Annotated in this window: 30 protein-coding genes and 2 pseudogenes; 7 read left to right on the top strand and 25 right to left on the bottom strand. The window is 48.6% G+C overall.

Annotation, left to right across the window (positions count from 1 at the left end; genetic code table 11):
• Positions 1-8: 8 nt before the first annotated feature.
• Together C1A10_RS09740 and C1A10_RS09735 are read left to right on the top strand one after the other, a co-directional pair.
• Complete coding sequence (locus C1A10_RS09740) at positions 9-833, top strand: hypothetical protein (protein ID WP_145997722.1); 825 nt, start codon at positions 9-11, stop codon at positions 831-833.
• Between the two features lie 308 nt (positions 834-1,141).
• Positions 1,142-2,108 (top strand): annotated as a pseudogene (locus tag C1A10_RS09735) (IS481 family transposase).
• 452 nt (positions 2,109-2,560) lie between these two features.
• Here the strand turns inward: C1A10_RS09735 and C1A10_RS18225 are convergent.
• From C1A10_RS18225 to C1A10_RS09680, 14 genes and pseudogenes are all read right to left on the bottom strand, one after another.
• The gene (locus C1A10_RS18225; RefSeq protein ID WP_145997721.1) at positions 2,561-2,857 is read right to left on the bottom strand and encodes a hypothetical protein; all 297 of its coding nucleotides are present in this window, start codon (positions 2,855-2,857) and stop codon (positions 2,561-2,563) included.
• A gap of 43 nt (positions 2,858-2,900) precedes the next feature.
• Positions 2,901-3,296: pseudogene (locus C1A10_RS18765) on the bottom strand (transposase); the annotation flags it as partial.
• A 94-nt stretch (positions 3,297-3,390) separates the two neighbouring features.
• Positions 3,391-3,801, bottom strand: coding sequence for a COG3415 family protein (locus C1A10_RS09725; RefSeq protein ID WP_101910081.1), 411 nt, complete (start codon positions 3,799-3,801; stop codon positions 3,391-3,393).
• Between the two features lie 304 nt (positions 3,802-4,105).
• Complete coding sequence (locus C1A10_RS09720; protein WP_180951081.1) at positions 4,106-4,306, bottom strand: ParA family protein; 201 nt, start codon at positions 4,304-4,306, stop codon at positions 4,106-4,108.
• A gap of 5 nt (positions 4,307-4,311) precedes the next feature.
• Entirely contained in the window at positions 4,312-4,413 is a 102-nt protein-coding gene (locus C1A10_RS18210; RefSeq protein WP_242968904.1) for an FAD-dependent monooxygenase, read from the bottom strand.
• A gap of 279 nt (positions 4,414-4,692) precedes the next feature.
• Positions 4,693-5,442 carry an NAD(P)/FAD-dependent oxidoreductase gene (locus C1A10_RS09715; protein WP_278309119.1) on the bottom strand — a complete coding sequence of 250 codons (750 nt, stop codon included), beginning with the start codon at positions 5,440-5,442 and terminating at the stop codon, positions 4,693-4,695.
• A 31-nt stretch (positions 5,443-5,473) separates the two neighbouring features.
• Positions 5,474-5,842 carry an FAD-dependent oxidoreductase gene (locus C1A10_RS18850; protein WP_278309118.1) on the bottom strand — a complete coding sequence of 123 codons (369 nt, stop codon included), beginning with the start codon at positions 5,840-5,842 and terminating at the stop codon, positions 5,474-5,476.
• Between the two features lie 111 nt (positions 5,843-5,953).
• On the bottom strand, positions 5,954-7,012 hold the full coding sequence (locus C1A10_RS09710; protein WP_101910080.1) for a TRAP transporter substrate-binding protein: 1,059 nt from the start codon (positions 7,010-7,012) through the stop codon (positions 5,954-5,956).
• 69 nt (positions 7,013-7,081) lie between these two features.
• The gene (locus C1A10_RS09705) at positions 7,082-7,741 is read right to left on the bottom strand and encodes a ribulose-phosphate 3-epimerase (RefSeq protein ID WP_101910079.1); all 660 of its coding nucleotides are present in this window, start codon (positions 7,739-7,741) and stop codon (positions 7,082-7,084) included.
• A 15-nt stretch (positions 7,742-7,756) separates the two neighbouring features.
• On the bottom strand, positions 7,757-8,503 hold the full coding sequence (locus C1A10_RS09700; RefSeq protein WP_101910078.1) for a 5-deoxy-glucuronate isomerase: 747 nt from the start codon (positions 8,501-8,503) through the stop codon (positions 7,757-7,759).
• 10 nt (positions 8,504-8,513) lie between these two features.
• Positions 8,514-9,806, bottom strand: a complete 1,293-nt coding sequence (locus tag C1A10_RS09695) for a TRAP transporter large permease (protein ID WP_101910077.1) — start codon at positions 9,804-9,806, stop codon at positions 8,514-8,516.
• Positions 9,803-10,351, bottom strand: coding sequence for a TRAP transporter small permease (locus C1A10_RS09690; RefSeq protein ID WP_101910076.1), 549 nt, complete (start codon positions 10,349-10,351; stop codon positions 9,803-9,805). Before C1A10_RS09690 ends, C1A10_RS09695 begins: the two co-directional genes overlap by 4 nt.
• Before the next feature lie 45 nt (positions 10,352-10,396).
• A complete protein-coding gene (locus tag C1A10_RS09685) occupies positions 10,397-10,870 on the bottom strand; it encodes an RpiB/LacA/LacB family sugar-phosphate isomerase (RefSeq protein WP_101910075.1) in 474 nt (157 codons plus the stop codon).
• A gap of 24 nt (positions 10,871-10,894) precedes the next feature.
• Complete coding sequence (locus C1A10_RS09680) at positions 10,895-11,227, bottom strand: cupin domain-containing protein (protein ID WP_101910074.1); 333 nt, start codon at positions 11,225-11,227, stop codon at positions 10,895-10,897.
• Positions 11,228-11,627: 400 nt separating this feature from the next.
• Here C1A10_RS09680 and C1A10_RS09675 point away from each other — a divergent pair, with 400 nt between their 5' ends.
• The 5 genes from C1A10_RS09675 to C1A10_RS18755 all read left to right on the top strand — a co-directional run bounded on the left by C1A10_RS09675 (position 11,628) and on the right by C1A10_RS18755 (position 14,939).
• Positions 11,628-12,674 carry a substrate-binding domain-containing protein gene (locus C1A10_RS09675; RefSeq protein ID WP_101910073.1) on the top strand — a complete coding sequence of 349 codons (1,047 nt, stop codon included), beginning with the start codon at positions 11,628-11,630 and terminating at the stop codon, positions 12,672-12,674.
• A gap of 19 nt (positions 12,675-12,693) precedes the next feature.
• Positions 12,694-13,515 carry a sugar phosphate isomerase/epimerase family protein gene (locus C1A10_RS09670; RefSeq protein WP_180951080.1) on the top strand — a complete coding sequence of 274 codons (822 nt, stop codon included), beginning with the start codon at positions 12,694-12,696 and terminating at the stop codon, positions 13,513-13,515.
• A 110-nt stretch (positions 13,516-13,625) separates the two neighbouring features.
• On the top strand, positions 13,626-13,757 hold the full coding sequence (locus C1A10_RS18845) for a hypothetical protein (protein WP_278309117.1): 132 nt from the start codon (positions 13,626-13,628) through the stop codon (positions 13,755-13,757).
• A gap of 166 nt (positions 13,758-13,923) precedes the next feature.
• On the top strand, positions 13,924-14,151 hold the full coding sequence (locus C1A10_RS18760) for a tyrosine-type recombinase/integrase (RefSeq protein ID WP_341456904.1): 228 nt from the start codon (positions 13,924-13,926) through the stop codon (positions 14,149-14,151).
• The gene (locus tag C1A10_RS18755) at positions 14,073-14,939 is read left to right on the top strand and encodes a site-specific integrase (protein ID WP_341456903.1); all 867 of its coding nucleotides are present in this window, start codon (positions 14,073-14,075) and stop codon (positions 14,937-14,939) included. The genes C1A10_RS18760 and C1A10_RS18755 overlap by 79 nt, the downstream gene beginning before the upstream one ends.
• A 519-nt stretch (positions 14,940-15,458) precedes the next feature.
• Here the strand turns inward: C1A10_RS18755 and C1A10_RS09660 are convergent.
• The 11 genes from C1A10_RS09660 to C1A10_RS09615 form a co-directional block, all read right to left on the bottom strand.
• Entirely contained in the window at positions 15,459-16,358 is a 900-nt protein-coding gene (locus C1A10_RS09660; RefSeq protein WP_101910071.1) for a DUF1016 N-terminal domain-containing protein, read from the bottom strand.
• An 83-nt stretch (positions 16,359-16,441) separates the two neighbouring features.
• A complete protein-coding gene (locus tag C1A10_RS09655; RefSeq protein WP_101910070.1) occupies positions 16,442-16,987 on the bottom strand; it encodes a hypothetical protein in 546 nt (181 codons plus the stop codon).
• Between the two features lie 10 nt (positions 16,988-16,997).
• Positions 16,998-17,474 (bottom strand): hypothetical protein, encoded by a 477-nt coding sequence (locus C1A10_RS09650; RefSeq protein ID WP_101910069.1) that lies wholly within the window; start codon positions 17,472-17,474, stop codon positions 16,998-17,000.
• Between the two features lie 12 nt (positions 17,475-17,486).
• Positions 17,487-17,768 (bottom strand): DUF4314 domain-containing protein, encoded by a 282-nt coding sequence (locus C1A10_RS09645; protein ID WP_089608610.1) that lies wholly within the window; start codon positions 17,766-17,768, stop codon positions 17,487-17,489.
• Positions 17,769-17,782: 14 nt separating this feature from the next.
• On the bottom strand, positions 17,783-18,055 hold the full coding sequence (locus C1A10_RS09640) for a DUF7736 domain-containing protein (protein WP_101910068.1): 273 nt from the start codon (positions 18,053-18,055) through the stop codon (positions 17,783-17,785).
• 8 nt (positions 18,056-18,063) lie between these two features.
• Entirely contained in the window at positions 18,064-18,804 is a 741-nt protein-coding gene (locus C1A10_RS09635) for a metallophosphoesterase family protein (RefSeq protein ID WP_101910067.1), read from the bottom strand.
• 14 nt (positions 18,805-18,818) lie between these two features.
• Complete coding sequence (locus C1A10_RS09630) at positions 18,819-20,438, bottom strand: recombinase family protein (protein ID WP_101910066.1); 1,620 nt, start codon at positions 20,436-20,438, stop codon at positions 18,819-18,821.
• Positions 20,411-21,304 (bottom strand): recombinase family protein, encoded by an 894-nt coding sequence (locus tag C1A10_RS09625; RefSeq protein WP_101910065.1) that lies wholly within the window; start codon positions 21,302-21,304, stop codon positions 20,411-20,413. The genes C1A10_RS09630 and C1A10_RS09625 overlap by 28 nt, the downstream gene beginning before the upstream one ends.
• 1 nt (position 21,305) lies before the next feature.
• A complete protein-coding gene (locus C1A10_RS09620) occupies positions 21,306-22,886 on the bottom strand; it encodes a recombinase family protein (protein WP_101910064.1) in 1,581 nt (526 codons plus the stop codon).
• 92 nt (positions 22,887-22,978) lie between these two features.
• Positions 22,979-23,137 carry a hypothetical protein gene (locus C1A10_RS18480; protein WP_180951079.1) on the bottom strand — a complete coding sequence of 53 codons (159 nt, stop codon included), beginning with the start codon at positions 23,135-23,137 and terminating at the stop codon, positions 22,979-22,981.
• A complete protein-coding gene (locus C1A10_RS09615; protein WP_101910063.1) occupies positions 23,134-23,520 on the bottom strand; it encodes a type II toxin-antitoxin system PemK/MazF family toxin in 387 nt (128 codons plus the stop codon). Before C1A10_RS09615 ends, C1A10_RS18480 begins: the two co-directional genes overlap by 4 nt.
• Positions 23,521-23,948 lie beyond the last annotated feature (428 nt).

Below are 23,948 nucleotides of genomic sequence, written 5' to 3'. Positions count from 1 at the left end.
TGGTACAGTTGGCAGACCGCATCTTTATTATATCAAAAGGAGTTTTTTTATATTTTCATCGCTATAGCTTTTTTCGTACCACTGGCACATCCAGTGGTTTTTATACAAAGAGTAACCGTCGCTTACATACAAGCGACGGTTTTCATGTAGATATGGATTGCTATAAAATCTGTCCTTTGGTTTTAAGGATAGGAGATGATGTAATACTGAAATTATTTCTAGTAGAGCAAGTTTATAATATACTTTTGTTTGAGGTGAGAATAATGACAATAGAGGAACGCGAAAAGCTTTATAATGAAGTTTGGTCAGAGCCGATGACGATTGTTTCCAAAAGGTATGGTATATCAGATGTGGCCTTAAGGAAAAGGTGTATTGCAGCAGGAATACCTGTGCCTCCTGCCGGATTTTGGGCAAAACTTCGTGCAGGGAAGGAAGTACAAAAAATCCCTCTTCCCGCGCTTACAAAAGAAAACAAGAAACACGTTTCTGGTTACGCTATCCAAATTTCAAAAGATGTGAAAACTCTGTCAGATACCGAATTACTTTCTAAGGACTCGCTATATATTTATTCGGAAAAGTCCAAAGCACTTATACAAGCAATCCGTAATTCTATAATCGTACCTTTACAACTGAGGGATCCCGACCATTTAATTCAAGAGCATAAGGATGAAATGAATTACCGAGAAAGACAGATAAAGCTTAATCCAGGCTACCAAAACAGTAAATATTGGTTCAGAAAGATACTGGTGTCTTTCCTTTTTATATGGCTCATAGTCTTTTTTCGCTGTTCGGGTGCCATTATATCGCCCATACCACTCCTCCTTATAAAATGAGCGGTAAGCCCCTTTTAAAATTAAAACGTATATATGTGGAGCTCTTCATTTTCGGATAAAATATATGGTTATTGCGACTTTAATACGCTACTAGTATTTTTTTGTGCAAGGAGGTTGTCCATTTGGTCTGTTTTGTAAAATAATGGATTCTGGCTTTTCTCCTGCCAGACTTTCTAAGTAAGAATAGCCATTATAGTGCTCATCTTTATTATCTGAAAAGCAAATACAAATTTTAACATCCTTTCCATAATGTCTACGGTCCCATGGTATAATGGTACAAAGCCAAACAGAGAGGAGACGGAAATACTGTGGGACAAATATTACACGGGAGCGCCCGAACGACAGAGACAACCCGCCGAGCAATACAAAATAGTCAAGAGAGTTTAAGGACGTTGGCAACTCGATATGGCATCAATCCGAAGACGGTTGCCAAATGGCGAAAACGCGACAGTGCAAGCGACCTGCGGATGGGACCCAAAGTACCTTCTTCCACTATTTTGACCAAAGAGGAAGAGGCACTCATCGTTGCCTTTCGCAAGCATACCTTGCTGCCACTGGACGACTGCCTGTATGCGCTTGAAGAACCCATACCTCATTTGACCCGATCTTCATTGCATCGTTGCCTCAAGCGGCATGACATCAGTCGTCTGCCTGATCTGAAAAAGGAAATCGAACCCAAGAAAAAGTTCAAGGAATACCCCATCGGCTTTTTCCACATCGATATCACAGAACTCCGGATGGAACAGGGGAAACTCCACCTTTTCGTGGCAATAGACCGCACTTCAAAGTTTGCAATGGCGAAACTATATGATAGAGCTACAATGAAGTCGGCAAAGGGTTTCTTGGAAGCCCTTAATCGAAGCTGTGCCTTATCGCATCCACACTATTCTGACAGACAATGGCATTCAATTCGCTGATCTTCCAAAGAACCGTAACGGTGCAACTGACATGCTTCGTGGGCATCCTTTCGACCAAATTTGCTGGGCAAACGGCATTGAACACCGGCTTACCAAGCCCAATCATCCGTGGACGAATGGTCAGGTTGAGCGCATGAATCGTACCATAAAGGATGCAACGGTCAACCGCTATTACTATGAGACTGGTGACGAGCTTCAAAAGCATCTGGACATTTTTATTGCCGCCTATAATTTTGCTAAACGCCTAAAAACTATTCGCGGTCTGACTCCCTATGAGTTTATTGTAAAATCATGGGCTGAAAACCCTGATCTCTTCCACTTTGACCCGTCCCATCTCAATCTGGGACTGTACACCTAATTTTACAGCCAACTCGTATGAGATATATCCATACAAATTATAAGCACCTTGTCGGCTTTTCACACCACCAGAAATATTGTCCCAATGAATTCCTTGAATTTCCTCTACCAGGATTTCACCTTTTGGTATACTCCTAGGTTGTCTACAAATGACAACTGCTAGCTTTTCATTATTGTTTTCCATTATATCAGCCCCTATATACTATAGCATAAATTATTTAATACAAAATCGCTTTTAATATTTTTCAATAAGACTTTATCAACGATGGTCTGCTCATCCACAGGTGAGTGGCAATGGATGTGCCACAAGATTTGCCGTGATAGAGTCCATTTGAACAGTATTGGAATGCAACCGGATCTTATTGCACATTGCAATCAATGTGAAAATATATAATTCATTATTTCTAGCAAAGCAAGAATAAGACACAAGCAAATTCCAAAAATTGATTTTGTCTATGCGTGAGAATTTTCAACAATAACAATATCCGGTATCTTTTCCCAATAATATACATCTAAACTTTTACCGCAGGGTATTCTTTTAAAAGTGAGTCCGCATGTAACGGTTTGTTCTATCAAAGAATCCTTTACGTAAAACTGTACAACTGGAAAACGATATAATGATTTATGCCCAACCACAGTTGCAGTATAGATTCTTCCATTTTTTAATACATTCTTATTTTTTCTCCAATCCCAAAGAAGTAGTAATAATACAATAAAGCAAATAGCTAATTGATATAAAAGTGCTACCATATAGCATCTTAATTTATAAACAGGAATAACCGTCGAGATAAAATCAGCCGAGAATATCCTGAACGGTGACGGCATCAAAAGCGGCAGGCAAGGCTTTCAAAAGGACGTCAACAGAGCGAGCTTTTACTTTACGAAGATGTGCTTTGATTTTTGACCACATCTGTTCAATGGGATTTAAGTCGGGACTGTATGGCGGAAGATAAAGGACATGCGCTCCGACTTTCTCAATGGCTTCTTTGATTCCATTTACTTTATGGGAACGCAAATTATCCATAACGACGATATCTCCTGTATGAAGAGTTGGTGCAAGATGCTGTTCAATGTATTCCTTAAAAATTTTGCCATTAAGCGAACCGGAAAAAACAGGGGCACTGTAGTTCCGTCTGTCCGGACAGAAGAGACGATTGTTGTAGTTCTGCCTGTGTTCAGCGGCGTATGATCGTTTGCCCGCCTTCCGTCTTTGGCCCGGGCATAATGCCTTGTCATGTTTGTATTTACACCGCTCTCGTCCAGGAACACAAGGTTGGACGCTTCTACGTTTGGCTGTTGCTCTTTCCATAACTTTCGCCGCGCTTGTACGTCCGGACGTTCGCGTTCGCTGGCATGTATCGTCTTTTTTTATAGCGGTAATGGAGTTTACCGCTGATAATCTTACTGATTGCCGGAATGCTGATTTGCAAATTCATTTGATCTTTAATCTCCTGAAACGTAATATCCGGCTGAGCGTCAATCAATTGTTCCATACGCATCAAACCCTCAGAATTCAAAGCGGGTTTTCTGCCGTACGCATGCGGTCTGGGCTCTACGCTGCCCGTTTCTTTAACCAATTGAAACAAATTATATACGGCTGTCTTTTTTACCTGAAAGGTTTTTAAAATCTCTTGAATTTTCATCCCATTGTCGTGTGCTGCGACAATTAATTTTCGCACTTCTAGACTAATCATTTTCCCTCATCCACTTTTTTCTTCCTATTATGCCTATTTCCCTTCAATTGTTAAATTGCTATAAGTTTTAAAGAGTTCGAAGATCCATTCAAAAATTTACCGGAGCTCGAAGATGACTCGCCGGAGATACCGGCTAACAGTGAAATCAAAAAGTAGAAAGTGACGCCAACGTGCGGTTGGCGTCACTCATTATGCGCCCATTTTGGGGCGCGGCTGGTTCACTGATAATGCCTTGCTACGGCTCAACTGCTCAACATTTTTTCAAAATCCACAAAACGGGCTTTCGGTTTTGGTGTAGCCATAATTATGCGCTCCTTTCCGCAGTTTTGTCCTGCTCCTTGGACAGAAGTTCGTCCACGAATTGCTCATAGGCGATTGCCGCAGGATTTCCCGGCATAAATTCACAGATGGTCTGATGGTACAGCACGGCTTCTGCTACCTTAATGGAACGGGGAATGCGGGTTTTAAAAATAGGAACCTTATCAGCAAAGCTCTGCTGAATCATATCGGTTACCTGTCGGTTATACCTTTTTTATATAACCGAATCGCAGCTGCAAGCCCAGCCGGACCGCTGCCTACAATAATGACATCAATTTTTTTCAGCTGGTTCATTCCCGCATCCTCCCTGTAAATGGATTGGAGCCTACACGTGCATATTCGATCTGTTCGGGTGTCAGACTCAGTTCCTCTTGGATAAACTGCGTTATGCGCATCTGAAGCGTCCCATCATGCAGCGGGTATGGTACTTAATGCCCACCATGGTGTGAACGCCGAGAGAGTTGTGTATAACCTAAAGCAGTTCGGCCTTGGTCACCTACTCGCAGCGGCAGATCAGTTCGCCATAATTCGGGTCCTGCGCGATCAGGTCGGGTCTTTGCTCTTCGGTAGCCGTCACAAATCGCCGGATGCCTTGACGTTTCGGTTCAAAGGCATGGTTTTTGTCCGGCCGTTCCTACTAACGAGCAGATTGATCGCATACCGGGCAATGGGCAGCGCCGCCGTCAGTTCGGGAGATTCGATACCCATAAGGTTGATCACCTGAGGCGCTTCCGACCGAGTTTCGATAACAAAATCGTGGATCACGCCCTGATCATCTACCCACTTGGAGAGAGTGCCGGCATAGTTGCGGATATAATCCGCCCGATGAATATGCGGCCAGAGCGAACTGGCACTTTCGGCCAGATAATCCATATTCTTTTGGTGTACTCCATAATCCCAAAAATCTTCCATATACTCAGCATCCGGGCCTACGGTGACGGTTCTGTCTACTGTAGGCGTAACGTGAATACCCATATATGTATTGCTGGGCACCGAATAGACCGGCATGGGCAGCAGAGGGCCTGTACGCTTATCCAAAATGATATGGGTACCTTTGCTGCCTTTAATGGTATACCCATGAATGCCTAACATCTCGGCGATTCGCCTACAGCCCAAACCGGCACTGTTGACCACCCATTTTGCAGTGAAATTTCCCTGCTTTGTGAACAGCCGATACCTGCCCTGCTCCCACCGGATGCCGGTAACTTCACAATCAAAAAAGTAGTTTGCACCGTTTTGCACGGTATTTTCCGCCAGTGCTATGGTGTAATTAAAAGAGTCCAAAATTCCCCTGGAGAGGCTGTACAGAGCAAACTCACCCACTACCTCCGGTACCAACTAGTACAGTTTTTCTTTATCGATGATCTCCAGACCGGTCACACCGTTGATCCTTCCTGCTTCCAGGGTTTTGCGCAGGCTGGCCATCTCTTTCCGGCGTGTTGCCCACCAGCACCTTGCCGGTGCGCAAAAACGGCACATCAAGCTCTTTGACCACATGATTGAACTCATGGTTGCCCTCCACGCAGAGCTTTGCTTTAAGGAAACCGGATTCATAGGCAAAACCACTGTGCAACACGGCTGAATTACGGTCGCTTGTTTCATAGCAGACGTCTAGATTTTTTCCCAGAACACCCACGATAAGCTGATAACGGCACAATTCACGGGCAATGGCACTACCTGCGACTCCACCGCCCACTACGACAACATTAAATTCTTGATTCACATACGTTCTCTCCCTTGTACAAAAAAGTGTACACGGCCAAACGGACGGCTATGTACACTTCGCACATTATTTGCACATCAGGCTCGCCGCACCCAAGCGGTAATTTTCAATTTACTGTAATGCAGCAATCTTAGCGAACAAATCGCTGTACTTCGCGCCTTCGGTAGCGTTCATTTCTTTAACAGAGTCCATAAACAGCTGACGCTCGGAATCTTCGAGATCCACGATTGTGCAGCCAACTTCCAGGCAGGTCTTACGAGCTTCTTTCTCGCTCTCTACCCATAGCTCACGCTGATACTGGCTGGATTCGTCGGCAGCTTCCTGAATCGCAGTGATCTGGTCTTCAGTCAACTTATCCATTGAAGCCTTGGACATAACAAGCAGGTCAGCAGAACGGTTGTGCTCGTCCATTGTGATTTTGGGAGCAACTTCGTTGAGTGACATAGACAGGTACCAAGGCAGGTTATTCTCAGCGCCATCGATAACGCCGGTCTGCAGAGCAGAATAAATTTCACTTGAGGTCATAGCGGTGGGATTTGCACCCATGGCCCTAACCATGCCGATCATCAGGTTGGATTCCTGCACGCGAATGGACAGGTTGGCCATATCAGAAGGGGTGTGTACATCGGCATCAGAGAAGAAAAAGTTACGGGTACCATTATCGTAGTAACACAGACCATATAGGTTGTTACTGACCATAGCGTCGGAATGCAGGATGGCCTTACCGATATCATCGGAATCCATTACATCCCAAAAATGTTCGCGGCTTGCAAAGATATAAGGGAACTGCAATGCGTTGAGCTCATCCACGAATTCAGCCAGAGGAGACATGTTGACACGGATCAGATCAATACCGCCGAACTGAGCCTGCTCAATGGTGGCTTTTTCTTCACCCAACACAGCGTTGAAGTAGTTTTCCACGACAACAGCACCGTTGGTTTTTTCAGCAACGAGCTCAGCAAATTTAATGCAAGCCTTAGAAGTAACAAAATCCTCGGTATGGTTGGAGGCAAGACGCAGAGTTATAGTCTCGGCGGGCGTGCTGGGCTCGGCAGGAGCCAAGGCGCTTTCGGAAGCGCTGGATGATGATGCGGTAGAAGAGTTGCAGGCTGTCAGGGACAGCGTCAGCATGGTTGCAAGTACGATAGCTAAACTTTTTTTCAAGTTCATGGTTATCCTCCTAATTAGTTTGAAATTTCAGCAGGGATTTTCTGCCAATAACACGGTTTTTTTGAGGCATCAGCCCAGCTCCCGCTCAAAGCGGCGGCAAGCCTCGGTAATGCCATCGGGCTGTTTAAAGATGGTGTGAACGGTACCCACGATCATATCCACGCCGATCTCCTTACACTGGTGACCCTTTTCGTAGTCGATTCCGCCATCCACTGAAATAAGAAAGCTGCAACCATACTGCTTGCGCAGTTCGGCAATCTCGGCCAGCCGTTCCATGCTGCCGGGCAACAGGGCCTGACCGGCAAACCCAGGTTCTACAGCCATCAGCATGACCATATCCACATATTCCATATAAGGTAGCATCTCATCGATGCGCTGAGAGGGATTAATTGTGATACCAGGCTTCATGCCGGCGGCGCGGATCTGATTGATAGTGCGCCGTACAAACCTGGTACTGTCGGTATGAAAGCAGAAATAATCTGTTCCGGCCTCTTGCATCTGGCCAATATAGGTGGCAGGATCATCCACCATCAGGTGTACGTCCAGGGTAAGCTGGGGATAAGCCTGATGGATCTCATGTATGAATTTGACCGGCATGCACAAATTGGGCACATAATGGCCATCCATCACGTCAATATGCAAGCAGGTCGTGCCACCCGCCACCAGTGCGTCTATGCCCTGCTTTAACTCTAAAAAGTTGATATTAAGGACAGAAGCGGTATTAATCATGGCTTTTCTCCTCCCTTACTCTAACTTATCGCCGTAAATTTTCTGGGTACGCAGATCCATAAAATTGCGGTCGCCTTCAGTGGTAGAAACCATGCAGTACACATACCGCAGGCTACCGGCCGGACAGCCAACATTGGGATGATAACCGTGCGGAATCGCCACCAAATGGCCATTCTGAACCACATAGGCACTTGCTGTTTCCAGCTCGTCATAAACACACTGCACACCAAACGCATTGCCCATGTTGAAGTAGACGTATACTTCCTCCCGCTCTTTACCGTGTTCATGGGGAGGCCAGGCCGTCCAACCGCCGGGTACGCTATAGCAGATACCGGTCAGGAACCGGCCGGAAGGAAAGCTTTCGTCGATAAAGTTCCAGACATCCCGTCTGGTACCGTTTTCAGTCTTGCCGTACACCTTGTGTCTTTCATCGGCGTCTACCTCAGAAAAGCGGATGTGTCCAAAGCTATACTTTTGGGTACAAGGCGCGCCGAACCGGGCAAGCACCGTCTGGTTGCCATCCAGCTGGATGGCAGTTTCAATCGGCACATAAAGCATATCGCCCAAGGTTGCGGTGCCTGTGTTACCGTTACACCGATAAGTACACTCACCTCCGATGCAAACAAGGCAAAGTTCCTCGGAGCTGCTCTGTAGCTCCAGGGGGGTATCCAGTTCCAGACGCTGAGCCGAACAATAGGTAAGCCCCATATTTGCTGGCTCAAGCTTTTCAAGGGTCTCGCCGGGAGTAAAATGAGATTTCATATTAGCCTCCTTATCCCATGATCAAATTAGGCAACCAGGTTGACATTGCCGGTACAAAAGTAACAATGAGGAGCACGGCGATCATAATAGCATACATAGGCAGCATTTCTTTAACAACCCGCTCAATAGAGATCTTACCAACAGCACACCCTACAAACAGGGCAGAACCGACAGGCGGGGTACACAGACCGCAGGCCAGATTAAAGATCATCATAACACCGAAGTGTATCGGATTCATCCCAAGGGATATGACCACCGGCAGCAGAATAGGTGTAACGATGAAGATGATAGGCGCCATATCCATGATGCAGCCCAGCATCAGCAGCATTATATTAATCAGCAGCAGCAGAATGATCTTGTTTGTGGTGATTGATAGCAGGAAATTGGTAAGCAGGGCCGGTACCTTCAGGTAGGCCAACACATAACCAAATGCACCAGCTGCCGCAATCAGGCTGAAAGACAGACAGAGGGTGTTAATTACGTTACCCAAGACTTTAGGAATATCCTTCAATTTAAGCTCTTTATACACAAACATTGAGATAATCAGCGCATAGATACAGGCAATAGCTGCAGATTCGGTAGCTGTGAACAGGCCGCCGATAACGCCTCCCATAATGATCACAGTGGTAAACACCGCAAAAAATGCATCCTTAGAAACATGCAACACCTGCCGCAGGCTCATAGCCTCGCCCTTAGGATATCGACGCTTAATGGAAACGAAAACAGAATAGCCCATCAAGCTCAGGCCCAGCACAACGCCAGGGATGGCACCTGCCAGGAAGAGTTTGCCAACCGACACACCGCCGGCAGCCAAAGCAAAAAAGATCATATTGTGCGAGGGCGGAATAAGAATGCCCTGGCAGGAAGTGGTAACGGTGAGCGCAGTGGCAAATTCTCTGTCATAACCGGTTTTCATCATCATAGGGATCTCGATAGAACCCAGGGAGGAAACATCGGCTACAGCCGAACCGGAAATGCCGCCAAAAAACATGGAGGCCAGACAGTTGACATAGGCCAAACCGCCGCGGAACCGGCCCACAATGGCATTAGCGAAATCTACCAGCCTATCCGATATGCCACCCGAGCCCATAATCTCACCAGCCAGAATGAAAAAGGGCACCGCCATCAGTGAAAAGCTGTTGATGGATTTAGCCATCTGCTGCACCATCGTCATCAATGGCAGATCCAGATAGATCATGGTAACAGCCGTAGAAGCAATGAGCGCGATGGGAATAGGTACTTTTAATATAATGAGCAGGATAAACCCGCCTACTAGCAAGGCAATTGCGATACTCGTCGTCATTGTTTTTCCTCCTCTTTAGGGGGCAGTTTAGGGGCCGGGTCGGCGAATTCGTCCGCAAACACTCTGGCCGCGCTGGGAAAAAACATATGTAATACGGTACAGTACACGGTGAAAAATCCGCCCACCGGGATCATCAGATACAAAAAGAAGCTTGGCCATTTGGTGGTGGGCAAGGTGGAATGCAGAGTAGCCATAACAAGCCTGGCACCATTGATCATAAGCGCTGAACCCACAAAAACAGTAACCAAATAGCTGAGCCAGTCCGAAAATGTACGGATAGGCTTTGGGAACTTGTTGTAAAACAACTCAATCGAGATATGTAGCTTTTTTGCAACACCGATAGCTAGCGAAATGAACGCTGTCCAAACCATCAGCAACAGTGCCACCTCTTCAGACCAGATGATGCTGTAATGCAGAAATTTTCGTGAAATAACCTGGGCGCTGACAATGACCACGACGGCCACCAACACAACCTTGGAATAAAACTGTAAGAAATGGAAAATGGCGTTCAACCCTTTGTTGACCCATTCTAACACTTTTTTCATGTGCTAAATCCCCCTGTGTTGCGCAGGCTGCAAGCAGCCTGGAATTTATTGGCTCTGTTCGGCTTCCAACTGTTGCAGAATAGCAAAGCCTTTTTCGTTATTCAACCGACGCTGCTCAGCAAAGCCTTCACACCAGTTACCAGCCAAAAACTTTTCAGCCATCTCGCCAGCCATATCGTGGCTTACTACGCGGGCACCCATGGCCAACACATTGGCATTATTAATCAGCGAGATTTTTTCTGCGGTAAAAACACTTTCGCAGGCTACGCAATAAACACCTTTGTACTTATTGGCAACCATCGAAACTCCTGCACCGGTGCCGCACATGACAATACCACGATTACACTCGCCGCTTTGGATAACCTTGGCCAGATTTTGGGCTGCCTCGTAATACAGAACGCTCTGGTCTGCGCTGGTCTGGCCTACATCCAGCACCTCATACCCCTGTGCCTCGATTCTTTTTTTAACAGCTTCCTTTAGTTCGAAGGAAGAAGCCTCGCAGGCAATTACTATTTTCATGATTTAAGCCCTCCTTGAACGTTTTTATTTGGCAAAATGGAACATTACAATCTCAAGGTCCGGGGTGCCGGCATCCTTTTTGATAGCGTGGGGCACACCGGCAGGAGCGTAAAAAAAGCTTCCGGCTGCGATCTTGTTTTCTTCATCGCCCACCACGGCCATACCTTTGCCACTTACCACATAAAAGCCCTCGTTGTCTTCGTGTACGCCGGGTGTGGGGTACTCTTCGCAGTAGTACTGGCCCATGCTAGCGTTGCACCCGGCAATAGGGGCTTTCTCATCTAAAAAGATGGGGTAGTTTTTCGCGCCGGCAGGCAAACGCTCTACCGAACGGTCGACAGTTGCAAAATACTTCATCAATTATTTCCTCCTTAATAAGAAATTAGACGGTTTTACTGCCCGGACAAGGATCTCAGGCAGTATGTTTGATAAACGATTAAACAATATTATGTTGCATCTTTTGCATTTCGAACTAAATCAGCCCAATATATAGCGAATTTAAAGTTTTTTATGCAATTTTTGAGTAGATAAACGTTTATCTTTACATATTTTTAGAATATCATAACTTAAACAAAATGCAATAGATTTTTTACAATTTTTACATTTTATATAGTTTTAAATTTATTAAATTGTGTATTTAGCTAGACGATTATATGCGTTTTTTTATACTTGATTTTTTACTTTATATCGTTTATTATAATTGACATAAGAGTAGCCTTAGTCGGTTTTTTCAAGCCGCACTGTAGGGGAGGAATATATGAAAAGTACAAAACCCACTATTAAGGACATCGCTAAGCTGGCTGGAGTATCCATCCCCACTGTACATAAATCCATCTACGGCAAGCCAGGCGTAAGTGAGCAGACTCGCGCCCGCATTCTGGAGATTACCAATGAACTGAATTACTCTGTGAATGTGGCGGCCTCTTGCCTTAAGCGCGGTATGTGGAACGTCGCCATCGTACTGCCGCTGCTGCCCCACAACATCAATCAGTTTTTTCGCAAGATTTGGGATGGCATCGATGAGGCCGAAAAAATGATGCTGGACTATAATGTCACCTTGATCCGCATGCCTTGCGGACACACCAGTGCCGAACAGTTCGACATTTTTGAGAATATTTTGCAACGGGACGACATCCACGGGGTTATCACCTATTGCTGGGATGATACCAGCCTGAACCCTTATTTTGAGCAGCTCAAGGAAAAAGGTATTCCTGTGGTAACGGTGGATTCCGATGCGGTAGACTCCTGCCGGATCGGCTGTGTAACAGCTTGCGGCGAACGTACCGGCCGTCTGGCTGCCGAGCTTCTATGCAAAATGGTGCCGCCCACCGGACGAATCCTTTTACTGGGCGGCAACCGCCTGATGAGCCTGCTGCGCGCCAACTCCTTTGGCTTTTTCAGCTATGTGGACGGTAACTATCCCAGCCTTGCTATCTTCGAAATCAACAATACCGGCGGTAGCAGTTCTCTGGAGGATGTTGTCGTACAGGAGTTGGAAAACCATCCCGACATCACAGGAATCTACTGTAACAGTGCCTCAAATGTAATCTCGATGTGCAAGGCCCTTAAACGCACCGGACGGGATCATTCGGTCGTGGCAATCGGTAGCGATATCTTTGAGGAACTTGTGCCCTATCTGGAAGACGGTACTGTAGATGCCACTATCTGGCAGGCACCCGAACTACAGAGCAAGAATGCCGTCTGGATGCTCTACGAATATCTTTCCGGTCAGGCTGTAGCGGAGGAAATTCGTTACGTCAAGCTGGGCATTATTATGAACAACAACTATTGCGATTATCTCTAAACCAAAAAGGAAATTCATTGTGTCTGAACTTTATCTGTACCCTTTGTGCATTCAGCTGGCCGCCCCCCGACAGTTGGACAATGTTGATTTTTGCGATACTCTCGCCCTTTTGCAACAGCGGGGGTTCTACGGTGTAGAGCTAAACCTTATCGATTTTGATAACCCCACACCTCAGCAGATGACAGAGCACCTGACCCGGTACGGCCTGCGCCTGACTATGGTGGCCTCCGGTGCCTATGCTAATCACAACAAACTTTCGCTCAGCGGAGAAGACGAAACTGTGCGTCGGAAAAGTGTAGCTGCTATCCGCACAATGCTGACCTATGCCCATCAGGCGCAAGCCGGCGTGATCTGCGGCTTTATTAAAGGCGGGCCCGGCGGAGACCGTGCCATTGCCGCCGCACAGTTGGAACGATCTCTAAGCGAACTGTTGGCCTGCGGTGCGCTGGATCTGGCTCCACTTTATCTGGAAGCCACCAACCATTATGAAGCGCTGCTGGTAAACCGCGTTTGCGAGGGTGCCGCTTTTTGCCGGAAGCTACAAGATAAACTGCATATTCTGCCGGACACCTATCATATGAACATTGAGGAACCGCACCTGCTGTCTCCTTTGGTAGAATATCAATCGCCGTATCAGAATCTGCATCTGTCGGACAATAATCGTTATTTTCCGGGCCTTGGTGCTCTGGATTTTGCCCCTGTGTTACGCATGCTGCAGGCTATTGGCTACACCGGCACCATCACACTGGAAGGCTGCAACTTCTACTCTTTGCGAGAGGATATCGCTCTTACTGCTGATTATCTGGTCAGATTGGCCCAACGCATCCAGAAAACGCCTTAATCTTTTTTATGAACAAAAACCGCCCCTTTGCCATGTACCGCAACAAGATAAACGGACATTGAATGAAAAAACCTCCTGTCGTAGAATAAACTATGACAGGAGGTTTTCATATGTCAGGAAAGAAAGGGCACAAGCATTATCCCCAAAGCATAGAAGAAGTTGTGACAAAGTATAAAACCGGCGTACCAATACGAGAGCTTAGTCGAGAATATGAAATTAGCCGATATGCAATACAAAGTTGAAGTGGATTGCGGCTAGAAGCAAATATACGGCGAGAAGCGCCAAGACAAAAAGGGCATCCGAGAGAAAGACCCCTTACAACGCAAAAAGAGCTAGAACAGGAAAACAAACAGTTGCAGATGAAGAACAAATTTTTGCGGGATTTTCTTCGCCCCACTGGAAAGTAAGATGAGTGTGAAAGAGTATATGGAAACATGGGTGGAAAACCATGGCAAAGCAAATTTAAGGCCAAGCACATTTGCAAGTTACAAAGGATATATTCGCAATTATATTATTCCAAATTTGGGTATGTGCAGCTGCGGCAACTTACTCCCGCTATGCTGGACGATATGTTTCAGAAGATGTTTGAAAAAGGGTTGTCACAGAGCTTGGTACGGTATTCCCAGCGTATTTTAAGTGTTGCGCTGGAGGCCGCTCGGAAGTACCGCTACATAGAGAACAATCCTGCCCGCGACATCATTACGAAATTTGGCAAACAGGGCAAGACCCCTGATCCCTATACAGTTGCGCAGATGCAGCAGCTGATGGCAAATGTAGTGGGTACGGAATGGGAAATGCTCGTTATGCTTGGGGGAATGTACGGCCTACGAATCAGCGAAATATTAGGTATGCGCTGGTTAAATGTAGATTTGGAGAATGAGGTATTCGGCGTTGTGGAACAGCTTCCGTTTCGCGTACCGGCAGGCACAACCACCATCACTGAAATGGCTCCTACCAAGTCTAATGACCGGGTATTGCCCATCACCGGGGAAGCCCGGCTGTTTTTTGAGCGGCAGCTTATGTTGCAGAAAAGGCAAAAAGAACTCGCATCTTTGAGCGGTGGTACATACTATGATAATAACCTGGTTGTAGCAAAACCAAATGGAGCACCCTTCCGGCGAGAAAGCGTTTCCTCCGATTTTGGACAGTTAATCCGTCGACTGGATTTGCCGCACATCCGTTTCCATGACCTGCGACATACAGCGGCCACGAATATGCATCAACTGACAGGTGACTTTTACACGGCGGGGGAAATCTTAGGACATACGCTAAAGGGAATCGGTATATCTCTTGGCATTTCAACCAATCTTGAAGCCGTCACAGCGCAGTATGTGGATGTCCGTCTGGAAAGAAAACAAAGTTCTGGAGGTTTATCACAAGGCCCTTCTCCCAAGTTCAGACTAACAAAAAGAAGCGGTAAATGAGTGTAAATTCTCATACAACCGCTTCTCTTTTTATGCTGTTTTATACGTTTTGGCACTATTTTGGCACCACAATATTCATAATTCCTGAATATGTTGAATATTGAAAAATCTCTCGTGGTGCCACGGCACCACAGTTTCAGGCACCACGATAGATATAAAGAAAGAGCAACCATCTGAAAGGCAAAAGAAAACCCGCATAAATCAGCTGTTCATGCGGGTTTGTGTGAAAACCGTGGAAAAAAAATTTCTCGAACCCCCCGTAAAAAATAGCGATCCGTTAAAAAATCAAGCAGCAGTTTTACCTCTGAGGATAAAACTGTAGACCCCAATAAAGACTTTTAATATTATATCAGGAAGATCTAATATAAGCAACTCACGGTCTTATCCAACATTATTGGTAGTTGTTCAGCAGTTATGCCGAAGGAGAATCTATTGACTTTTTTCAAATTAGATATGCTTGTGGTGTCGAATGCAGAGAGGCGCTTTGTATTCGGTGAGCCTCGATCCTGGCTCTGCGGATTATGATAATGTGCAAAGACACAAGTTGTTCTGGCACAAAACTGCCCTCGTCAATTTGGCGGGGGTGTTTTGTTTTATTGCGCTTATAAAAAGCTCCCGGAGATTTTCCATTCGAGGTCGCATACCGGGCGGAAAGTTTTGCGGTGGTTTCAGCTTGTCTAACCATAATACAAGAGGCGGAGAATCAGGTGGATGGTGATTGATGAAACTGAGCGGAGGCGGATCATCATCTGCTTTGCGTTTGGCCTGCCGGTTGCCCTCTCTCCATGGGGAGACCGCGGTAGATAAGCTGCCCGTTCTGCTGGGCATATCAACTCCTTGGCGGAGCGGTTCACACGCTGGCACAAACGGCGCACACGCCGTTTCAACGGTTGCTGTAGTGTCTACGCCCGTATTGGACGATATATCGCTTACAGGGGCAATATCGGGTTCAGTGTTTTCAGCAGGACTTTCTTCATTATATAAAATATCAAAGGCATTTTCCTGAATGGCTTTCATGAGGGCCAGCTTGGAAAGATTCTGTGCTGCCGCAAGTCTGATATAAAAAGAGCGCTGCTCATCGCTTTCGCAGCACTCCAGTATAACGGCGTTTTGCGTCCAGCTCAGAGACTGCGCTTTTTCCATGAGAGCCGGATCGTTTGCGTAGGTGCGGTAAAAGTCACGCATCCTGCGGAGATTGCGAAGGGAGAAGCCTTTCAGCAATGGGAACCGGATGGCGAGGGTTTCGGCCAAGTGAGCGACAAAGGCTTTTTCTCCCTGGCGGCAGATGCATCGGCCGATCAGGGTATAAAGCTCCATCAGAGATTGGTTGGATGGCTTGTCATAGCTTTGGTAGCAAGCTGTTATGGCAGATGCGATCTGCTCCATATAGAGGGAACCATCATTTTTCAGTGCTTTCATGGGCTTCTCCTTTCCGGCTCGTTGTGAGCCTGTTTTTATGTACCCGGCAGAGTCAGCTCTGCCGGTGATATTTTAAGAGGGTATCAGTAGCTTTGCTCCATTTCAAAGCCGCAGTCCTGCTCCTGGGCATCTTCGACAGAGGTGATGTTGACATATTCTCCGATGATGCAGAGCGCGTTGTCATAGCTGCCGCTGGCGGTGATCCGCTCCCGCATTTCTTTTGCCTGATCCCCAAGTCCGTTTTCCTTCAATGTTCGGGCGGCGATGCCCATCAGATTGAAAATATTGCCGTCCTGCCCGATGAGGGCGCAATCGGGTTTTTTCTTTTGAACAGGCGGCCCGTTCATATCGACACCCAGCCGGTTGGGGAGATAATCACTCAGCCAGGTGCCGCCAAAGGTTGCATGGCTCTGCAGCCGCCACATGGCGAGCTTTCCTATGTCCAGATCCATATTTTCCATTGAAAACAGCAGATTGGTACAGCCGTTATGCTCAAAGACGGAAACATCTTTGAACGTATCGCCGTTTTGCAGGATGCCCTCCTGCGTCAGCAGTTCATTGATGCCGTCTACCCATTCCGAGAGGTCACCGCCACAGCCCTGGATAACAAGCCCCTCACGGTCTGTCATGGTACGGAGTTCAATGGTTCAGAAGATCCTGCACCCTCCATGGTACATTGTCGAAATCCACATGAATATCCCCCTCGACAGGGACGGTGTACCAGTATTCGTAAGGAATATATACGGTTGACAGGTACTTGGACTCTGCGGCCGTGATATTTTCGCCGCCTTGTTCAATGACACCCTTCGGCGTCAGAAAGAAGGTTCCCCAATGCTCGCCGGAGGACTCCAGATCAAGGGTCACGATGCCCAACCCGATATGGCCGGTGTTGCGGCCTCGAATGACAGCGGGAAGATCAACGATTTCATAGGTGTAGTCGTCGAAATAGTCCGTGCCGTATACCTCAATGCAAAGGTCATGCATCCGTTTCAGTATCTCTTTGGCATAGCTGAAATCGTCCGAATTGCAGGAGTGGTCCAGCTTTGCAAACTCCACTGTCGGAAGCATAGCGTTCAGGCGGTCTATATAGACCGCCCGCAAATCTTTTTCTTCCATTTTATTTCACCCTCATTCCATCTTCATGCCGAACTGCTCGGATTCGCTTTCCTGCAGTTCAGGCTGCTCCGGACGCGAGATCACGGAAAAGCTGTCCTCGCCTGGAATGACGCCGAGAGTGCGCCCGTTGTCAAATGTACAGTGAAGCGTTCCAATGTCATCCACAACATTCACCGTTCCCTCCGTACCGGGCAGAATGGGGGCATAGGGGTCATCCATTCCAATCAAACGGATGCGGGTTCCCTGCGGGTATTGATCCTTGATACGTTGTACCTGCTTGTGGTCCATAAACATCACGATTCCTCCTATCAGGCCATCTCATGGCCCTGTTGTGATTGGCTGCCGTCCACAGCCTTGACAGCCTCATATTCGGCTATCAGCCTTTCAGGTTCTTTATACTCATGAGTGAACACGGGCCGGCCCAGCACTTTCTCCACCGCTTCCCGATAAAGCTCCAGGGGCATGCACAGCCGATCTTCATATAATTGAAACTCCACAATTTCCTGTGGGGATTTCCCCTCGTACCAGCGGCTTTCACCCTTGGCAATTGCTTCTTCCTTTGTCGTACTCTTTCCCTCCATATGTTTCCTCATTGTATTTCCACCATCTGCTCCCATTGCAGAATGAATTGTCCCTCAACGGTGCAGTTGTCATGGTAGTGCCCGAAAAACCAGTAGTCGAAGCTGCACCGGCGTTTGACCGTTTCCAAGAAGCTGGTCAGACGGTCCGGTTTGTAGGGATGGCACACCTGTGCCGCAATGCTGTCGGGAGCGCAGTGAGTCAGGATGCAGTCCACACGCCAGCCGGCGTTCTCCAGATTCTTCAGGGCCGTTTCATATTCCTCATCGCAGGGCAGTTCCTCTTTCCACCATGAAATATGGTTGATGCGGTACAGCGCCCTGTGCCTGTCCAGCACCTGTTTGCGATACAGGAAGTCGGGATCGTCCGGCTCCAGTATGCCTGCGCTGATATCGTGGGAGGCGGCGCCGCCCATTGTAAAAAAGGTCATCCCGCCGATCTCAAAGACCTGCCCGCGCATCAGGTGCAGGATATGCTCCCGCACCTGATGGACATCGCCGCCCTTCCATTTCATGGCCGGAAAACGGTTCAGCAGGTCAAAGTTTTCGTGGTTGCCGTCTATAAACAGCGTGGTGAACGGCTGATTGTTCAGCCAGTCCAGATCCCGGTTCGATTGGGGTGTTTCATCCCATATCCCAAAATCGCCGCAGACAATAATATAGTCATCCCGGCACAGGCTCTGCCCTGCGGGAAAGTATTCCTTTTCAAATCTGCGGAAATTACCGTGGGTGTCTCCTATAATATAAATCATGGTCGGTTCCTCCGTTACATGATCTGCTCGATTTCCGTTCCATCCTTGAAACGGATAAGCAGTTTATCTTCACCCAGCACTTTGATGGCGCCAATGAGCTGCCGCACCGTCAGCTCGTCAAAGCAGGTGATTCCCGTGTCCACTTTGTCCAGCTCAGCGGCGATCTGCTCGGCTCGTTTGTCTGCCTGTGCGATGCCCTGCTGGTTTTTTTCCAGCTCGCTGCGTTTTGAGACCAGTGCGGAAAACTCCATGCTGACTTCGTTCAAATCCTCATCGTATTGGGTGGAGTCTGCCCCCACAGACGCGGCGAATTGGAGGAGCTCATATTGCCGTGCCCGCAGCTCCGACAGTCTGCTGTCGATGGCTGCGATACTCGTTTCTCCGCTGTTCCCCGAAAGGGCAGACAGGATGCTGTCCTGCAGCAGAGATTTCATGGTTTTCAGGCTGAACATCTCGTTCATGGCGGAGACCACGGCGGCGTGGATGCGGCTTTCCTCCAGCGTGGGGGCATCCTTGCAGAACTTTTTGCCGTTCTCCAACCGATTGATGCACCGCCAGACGATTTTCTTGCCCTCCGGCCTCGTCCATGTGACACGGCGGTAGGGGCTTCCGCAGTTCCCGCAGGATAAAAGTTCGGTCAGCACATACTTGCCGCTGTACTTGGCAAGCTCGGTTTTAGCGTTTGCGCTGACCTTTCTCAGGCTGGAACGGCGGGCCATTTCCTCCTGCACCCGCTGGAAGGTCAGCTTGTCGATGATGGCGGGATGGCAGTTCTCGACATAATATTGGGGAAGCTCTCCGTTGTTCTTCTTGGACTGGCGGGTGAAAAGGTCAGCGATGAAGGTCTTTTGGAGCAGGGCGTCCCCGATGTATTTTTCGTTTTTAAGCATGCCGCGGATGACGCCATCATTCCATTTCTCCTTGCCCCGCACCGTTTTGATGCCGTCCGCCTCAAGGTCAGCGATGATTTTAGCGACGCTGTGCCCGACCAGATATCGGGAGAAAACCCTGCGGACGATTTCCGCTTCCTCTGGGTCAATTTCCGGCAGATCGTCCTCGCCCTTGCGGTAGCCGAGGAATCCCGCATAGTGGTAGTAGACCTTGCCGTCCTTGAAGTTCTTGCGGTGGCCCCAGCGGATATTGCCGCTCATGGACTCGCTCTCGGCTTGAGCCTGGCTCATCATAAAGGTGAGGATCATCTCATTGTCCATGTAGAGGGTGTTGACATTCTCCTTTTCAAAGAAAACCCCGACGCCCATTCGCTTGAGCTTGCGGACATAGTCGAGGCCGTCCAGCGTATTCCGGCAGAACCGGGATACCGATTTGGTGATGACCAGATCCACCTTGCCTTTTTCACAGGCTTTGATCATCCGCAGGAAATCCTTGCGCTTTTTGGTGGAGGTGGCGGTTTTGCCCTCGTCCGCGAACATATCCACCATGGTCCATTCGGGCTGGGCGGCGATTCTTTCCGTGTAGTATTCAATCTGCGCCTGATAGCTGTCGAGCTGTTCCTCGGAGCTGGTGGAAACCCGGCAGTAAGGAGCCACACGCAGGGCTTTTTTGCGGATATCCTTTTGGGCGTATATCGGATCGGCAGGGATAACCGTTACTTTCCTTGTTGCTGTCGCAGGCATCGTCCAATCTCCTTTCCATTCGCTTCAAGGGTTTCTCCGTTGATGAGCCGCAGCTCCAAGCCAACCTCTGTAAACCGGATTTCCTGTACGGCGGTTTGGAGGATTTCATTGCGGAGCTCATCGTCCATCGGGCGCTCTGTGATTCTCTCCCGCAATATCTTCATTTGGTGATAAGGGGTATCATCGGGCAGTCCGCTGTATTTCTCGGCGGCGCAGGCCAGTATCAGCATTTTGGTGTATTCTACACCCGGCTCCGCTTTGTTCAGCTCTCGGATCACCTCATTCTGGATGCGGGCCGCCTCCAGCGTCAGCTCTCCAGCCTGCTTTGGGAAGGGCCAGACAAAGAGGTCGGGGTTCTGAGCCAGTGTGTTCAGCCGTCCTGTCAGGGCGGTGTGGATGTCCTCGTCCTCTATGTAGCGGCGGTTGGTACAGCCTTCCGTCTGGCAGTACCAGCGAACCTTGCTTGATGCTCTTGTGTCCCTGGCCATCTTCCCGCCGCACACACCGCAGACCGCCTTTTCACGGATGGGCTTGATGTACTCCGGGCATGGGGTGTAGGTATTTTTATCTCCCCTGATAAGCTGGATACGCATAAAGGTTTCCGATTCGATAATCGACGGATACTCTTTTTCTCCGAGGTAACGTTCATTTTCGAGGATGCGCTTGACCATGTGCTTATTCCACTGGTCGGTGTGCTTGTGATAGGCAATGCCCCGGAGCATCATCTCATCGGCAATCTTGCTGTAGGCCACCCCCTCGGAGTAAAGCCTGAAAATCTCTTTGACGGCTGCCGACTCCGTGGGGCAGCACAGGATTTCACCGTTTTTCATCATATAGCCGAAGGGGATTTTTCTCTGCCATGCCATGCTACCGCACCGTCCTTTCCATGGTTTCCTTCAGGGTGAGCCCGTTGTAAAGGGTGAGGTTCATCTCGGTTTCCGAGGAGATGGTGATGTTCTCCACCAAGGCTTCAAACAATTCCTCGGTGAGCTCCCCTAAGTGTTCGGGGCTGGACTCCAGATAATCCAGCATTGTTTCCGTGGCCTTGATCTGCCCATCCTCGCCGGTAGTTTCCATGATGCGGCGGCGCAGACGGCGCAGTTCCCGCAGCTTGAAGTCGATATCGCCGGTTTGGGATAAATAAAGAGCAGAATCTACGTATCCCTTCGACTTGAGTCGAACAAGAACGAGATTCTGCTCGGTTAACTGTGCTATTTCCTTATCTATGTCGTTGATCTTTCGATTGGAACGGAGTTCCTTTTCTCTCAGCTCAGTGAGCTGACTTAGGAGCGGCGACAGGATTTGCTCACGGTGCCGTTTCAGCTTGTGGTACATTCGGAGGATTGCCGTGATAATCTGTTCCTCCGGTACCTGAGAAATCGGGCAAAGGTCTTTATGGCTGTCATGCCTCCGGCAAGCCCAGTAGACCTTTTCATTGACGATTTTCCTTCGGAACAGGGTACCGCAGTTTCCGCAGTGGAGTTTCTTTTTCAGCAGTGCGGAGGAAACCGTGCCCGCTATCTGCAACCTGCGAGTTTCCAGAAGCGCCTGCACCCGCTGGAATTCATCCTTGGAGATAATCGGCTCATGGCAGTTCTCCACGAAATATTTGGGCTTTTCTCCTTTATTCCGTACCTGCCGGAAGGGGATGTCGTTGGTAGCGAAGCTCTTTTGCCAGACCATATCCCCGGTGTAGGAGATGTTGGTCAGGATATACCCTATCGTGGTTGAATACCACATCTTTCGGTCTTTCGTGCGGGGGATACCCAGCCGGTTCAGCTCGTTTGCGATATCCTCCTTGCCCTGGCCGCTCAGATAGGCGGTGAAAATGCGGCGCACCACCTCGGCCTGCTCCGGGATGATCACCAGGGTGCGTTCCTCCAGCTTATAGCCGTAGGGGGTTGTCGGTGAAACGTAGTCGCCCTTTTCCATTCGGATGCGGACGCTGATCCGCATATTGTTCGAGTGGTTTTGGGATTCCATCTGTGAGAAAGCGCCGTAGATGGTGGCGATCTGCTCCGACGTCATCTTGCCGGTGTCGATGTTTTCCTTTTCAAAGTGGATGGAGACGCCCAGTCGGAGGAGCTCCCTCACATACTGGATATACTCCTTGGTGTTCCTCGCAAAGCGGGATATGGATTTAACGAGGATGCGGTCGATTTTTCCGTCCCGGCAGTCCTGTATCATGCGGTTGAAATCGTCCCGTTTGCTTGCCACAAGGCCGGTAATGCCTTCGTCGGCGTAGATGTCCGCCAGCTCCCAGCCCTCATGGGCGGCAATGTTTTTGGTGTAGTAGTCCACCTGTGCGATGTAGGAGTTCTGCTGGTCATCCGAGTCGCTGCTCACACGGGCGTATGCCGCCACGCGGAGCTTTGCGATCTCTTGCGATTTTGCTGATATGACAGTGATTTTCGGCGGTTCCGCCGATGCTAAATTGGGGTTATACATCTTTTTTCCCTCCTTTCAACGACATACACTACCACACCTCCCCGCACATAGCTACTGAATCATTGAAAACAAACAGAAAACAAGACAGGGGGTCAGCAAGGAGCGATAATGGTGGGCCGCAGCCTGCGTTCCAAGTCCTTTTTGACCTTTTCGATTTCCGACTCCGTCATGCCCTTGGCGGCCGCAAGCTGCACGAGCTGCTGCAGGGCGGCAACGAACATAAGGTTATCGGTTACCTGGGTGTTTGTCATGGCGTTTCCCTCCCAAATAAAAAAATCGCCGGACTCAGTCCGACGCTGATAGAAAGTGCCTGGTTGATTTCTTCCATCTCCTGCTCGTCCAGCCTGCCGATAAAGCCCCGAAGCCGGAACCGGTCAATGGTGCGTATCTGCTCCAGAAGTGCAAAGGACTCCCTGGACAATTTGCCCGCACCGGTAATAGCTGTATGAGTTGGTAAGGGCTTTTTCGGCCTGCCGGTGATGGCACAGACGATGGTGGTGGGGCTGTGGCGGTTTCCGATATTGTTTTGCAGGATAAGTACGGGGCGGATGCCTCCCTGCTCACAGCCTACAACGGGGTTTAAATCGGCGTAGTAAATATCGCCACGGCTGACACCTTGCTTTATTGTGTCCAAACTTTACACCTCCTTGATGTGAAATCCTCTTTTTTCTTAATGACACAAATATAGGGACCGCCCTGCTGTGAAGGCAGAGCGATCCCCATCGCTTCTGACATTAAGTCTTTTTTCTGTAATCAAGGCGCTTAATTCGACACTACTCCCCAAGCGCACTGTGCAAAGCAATGCCTTGCACAACAAAGGCGACGGCCTGAACTGCGGCTGGCTTCACCGCATCATGGGAATTCCACCCCCGCCAGGATCTCTGCCGGCTGCCCTCATTGCGTGATCCCCCGGTCAAGGGGGGCTGTGACTGGACAGAAGTATCAATATAGGCTGACGGGGTCATTGCGAGACAGGCTGCCACAGCCTGTTTTCCGGCCGGATGGGTACCGCTTTGCACCTTATTTGGCCGTCTTTGATAGGAGCAGAAAGAAACGAGCGAA

The organism is Marasmitruncus massiliensis (assembly GCF_900186535.1).
Lineage (GTDB): Bacteria > Bacillota > Clostridia > Oscillospirales > Ruminococcaceae > Anaerotruncus > Anaerotruncus massiliensis_A.
This window is presented reverse-complemented; position numbering and strand designations above follow the sequence as displayed.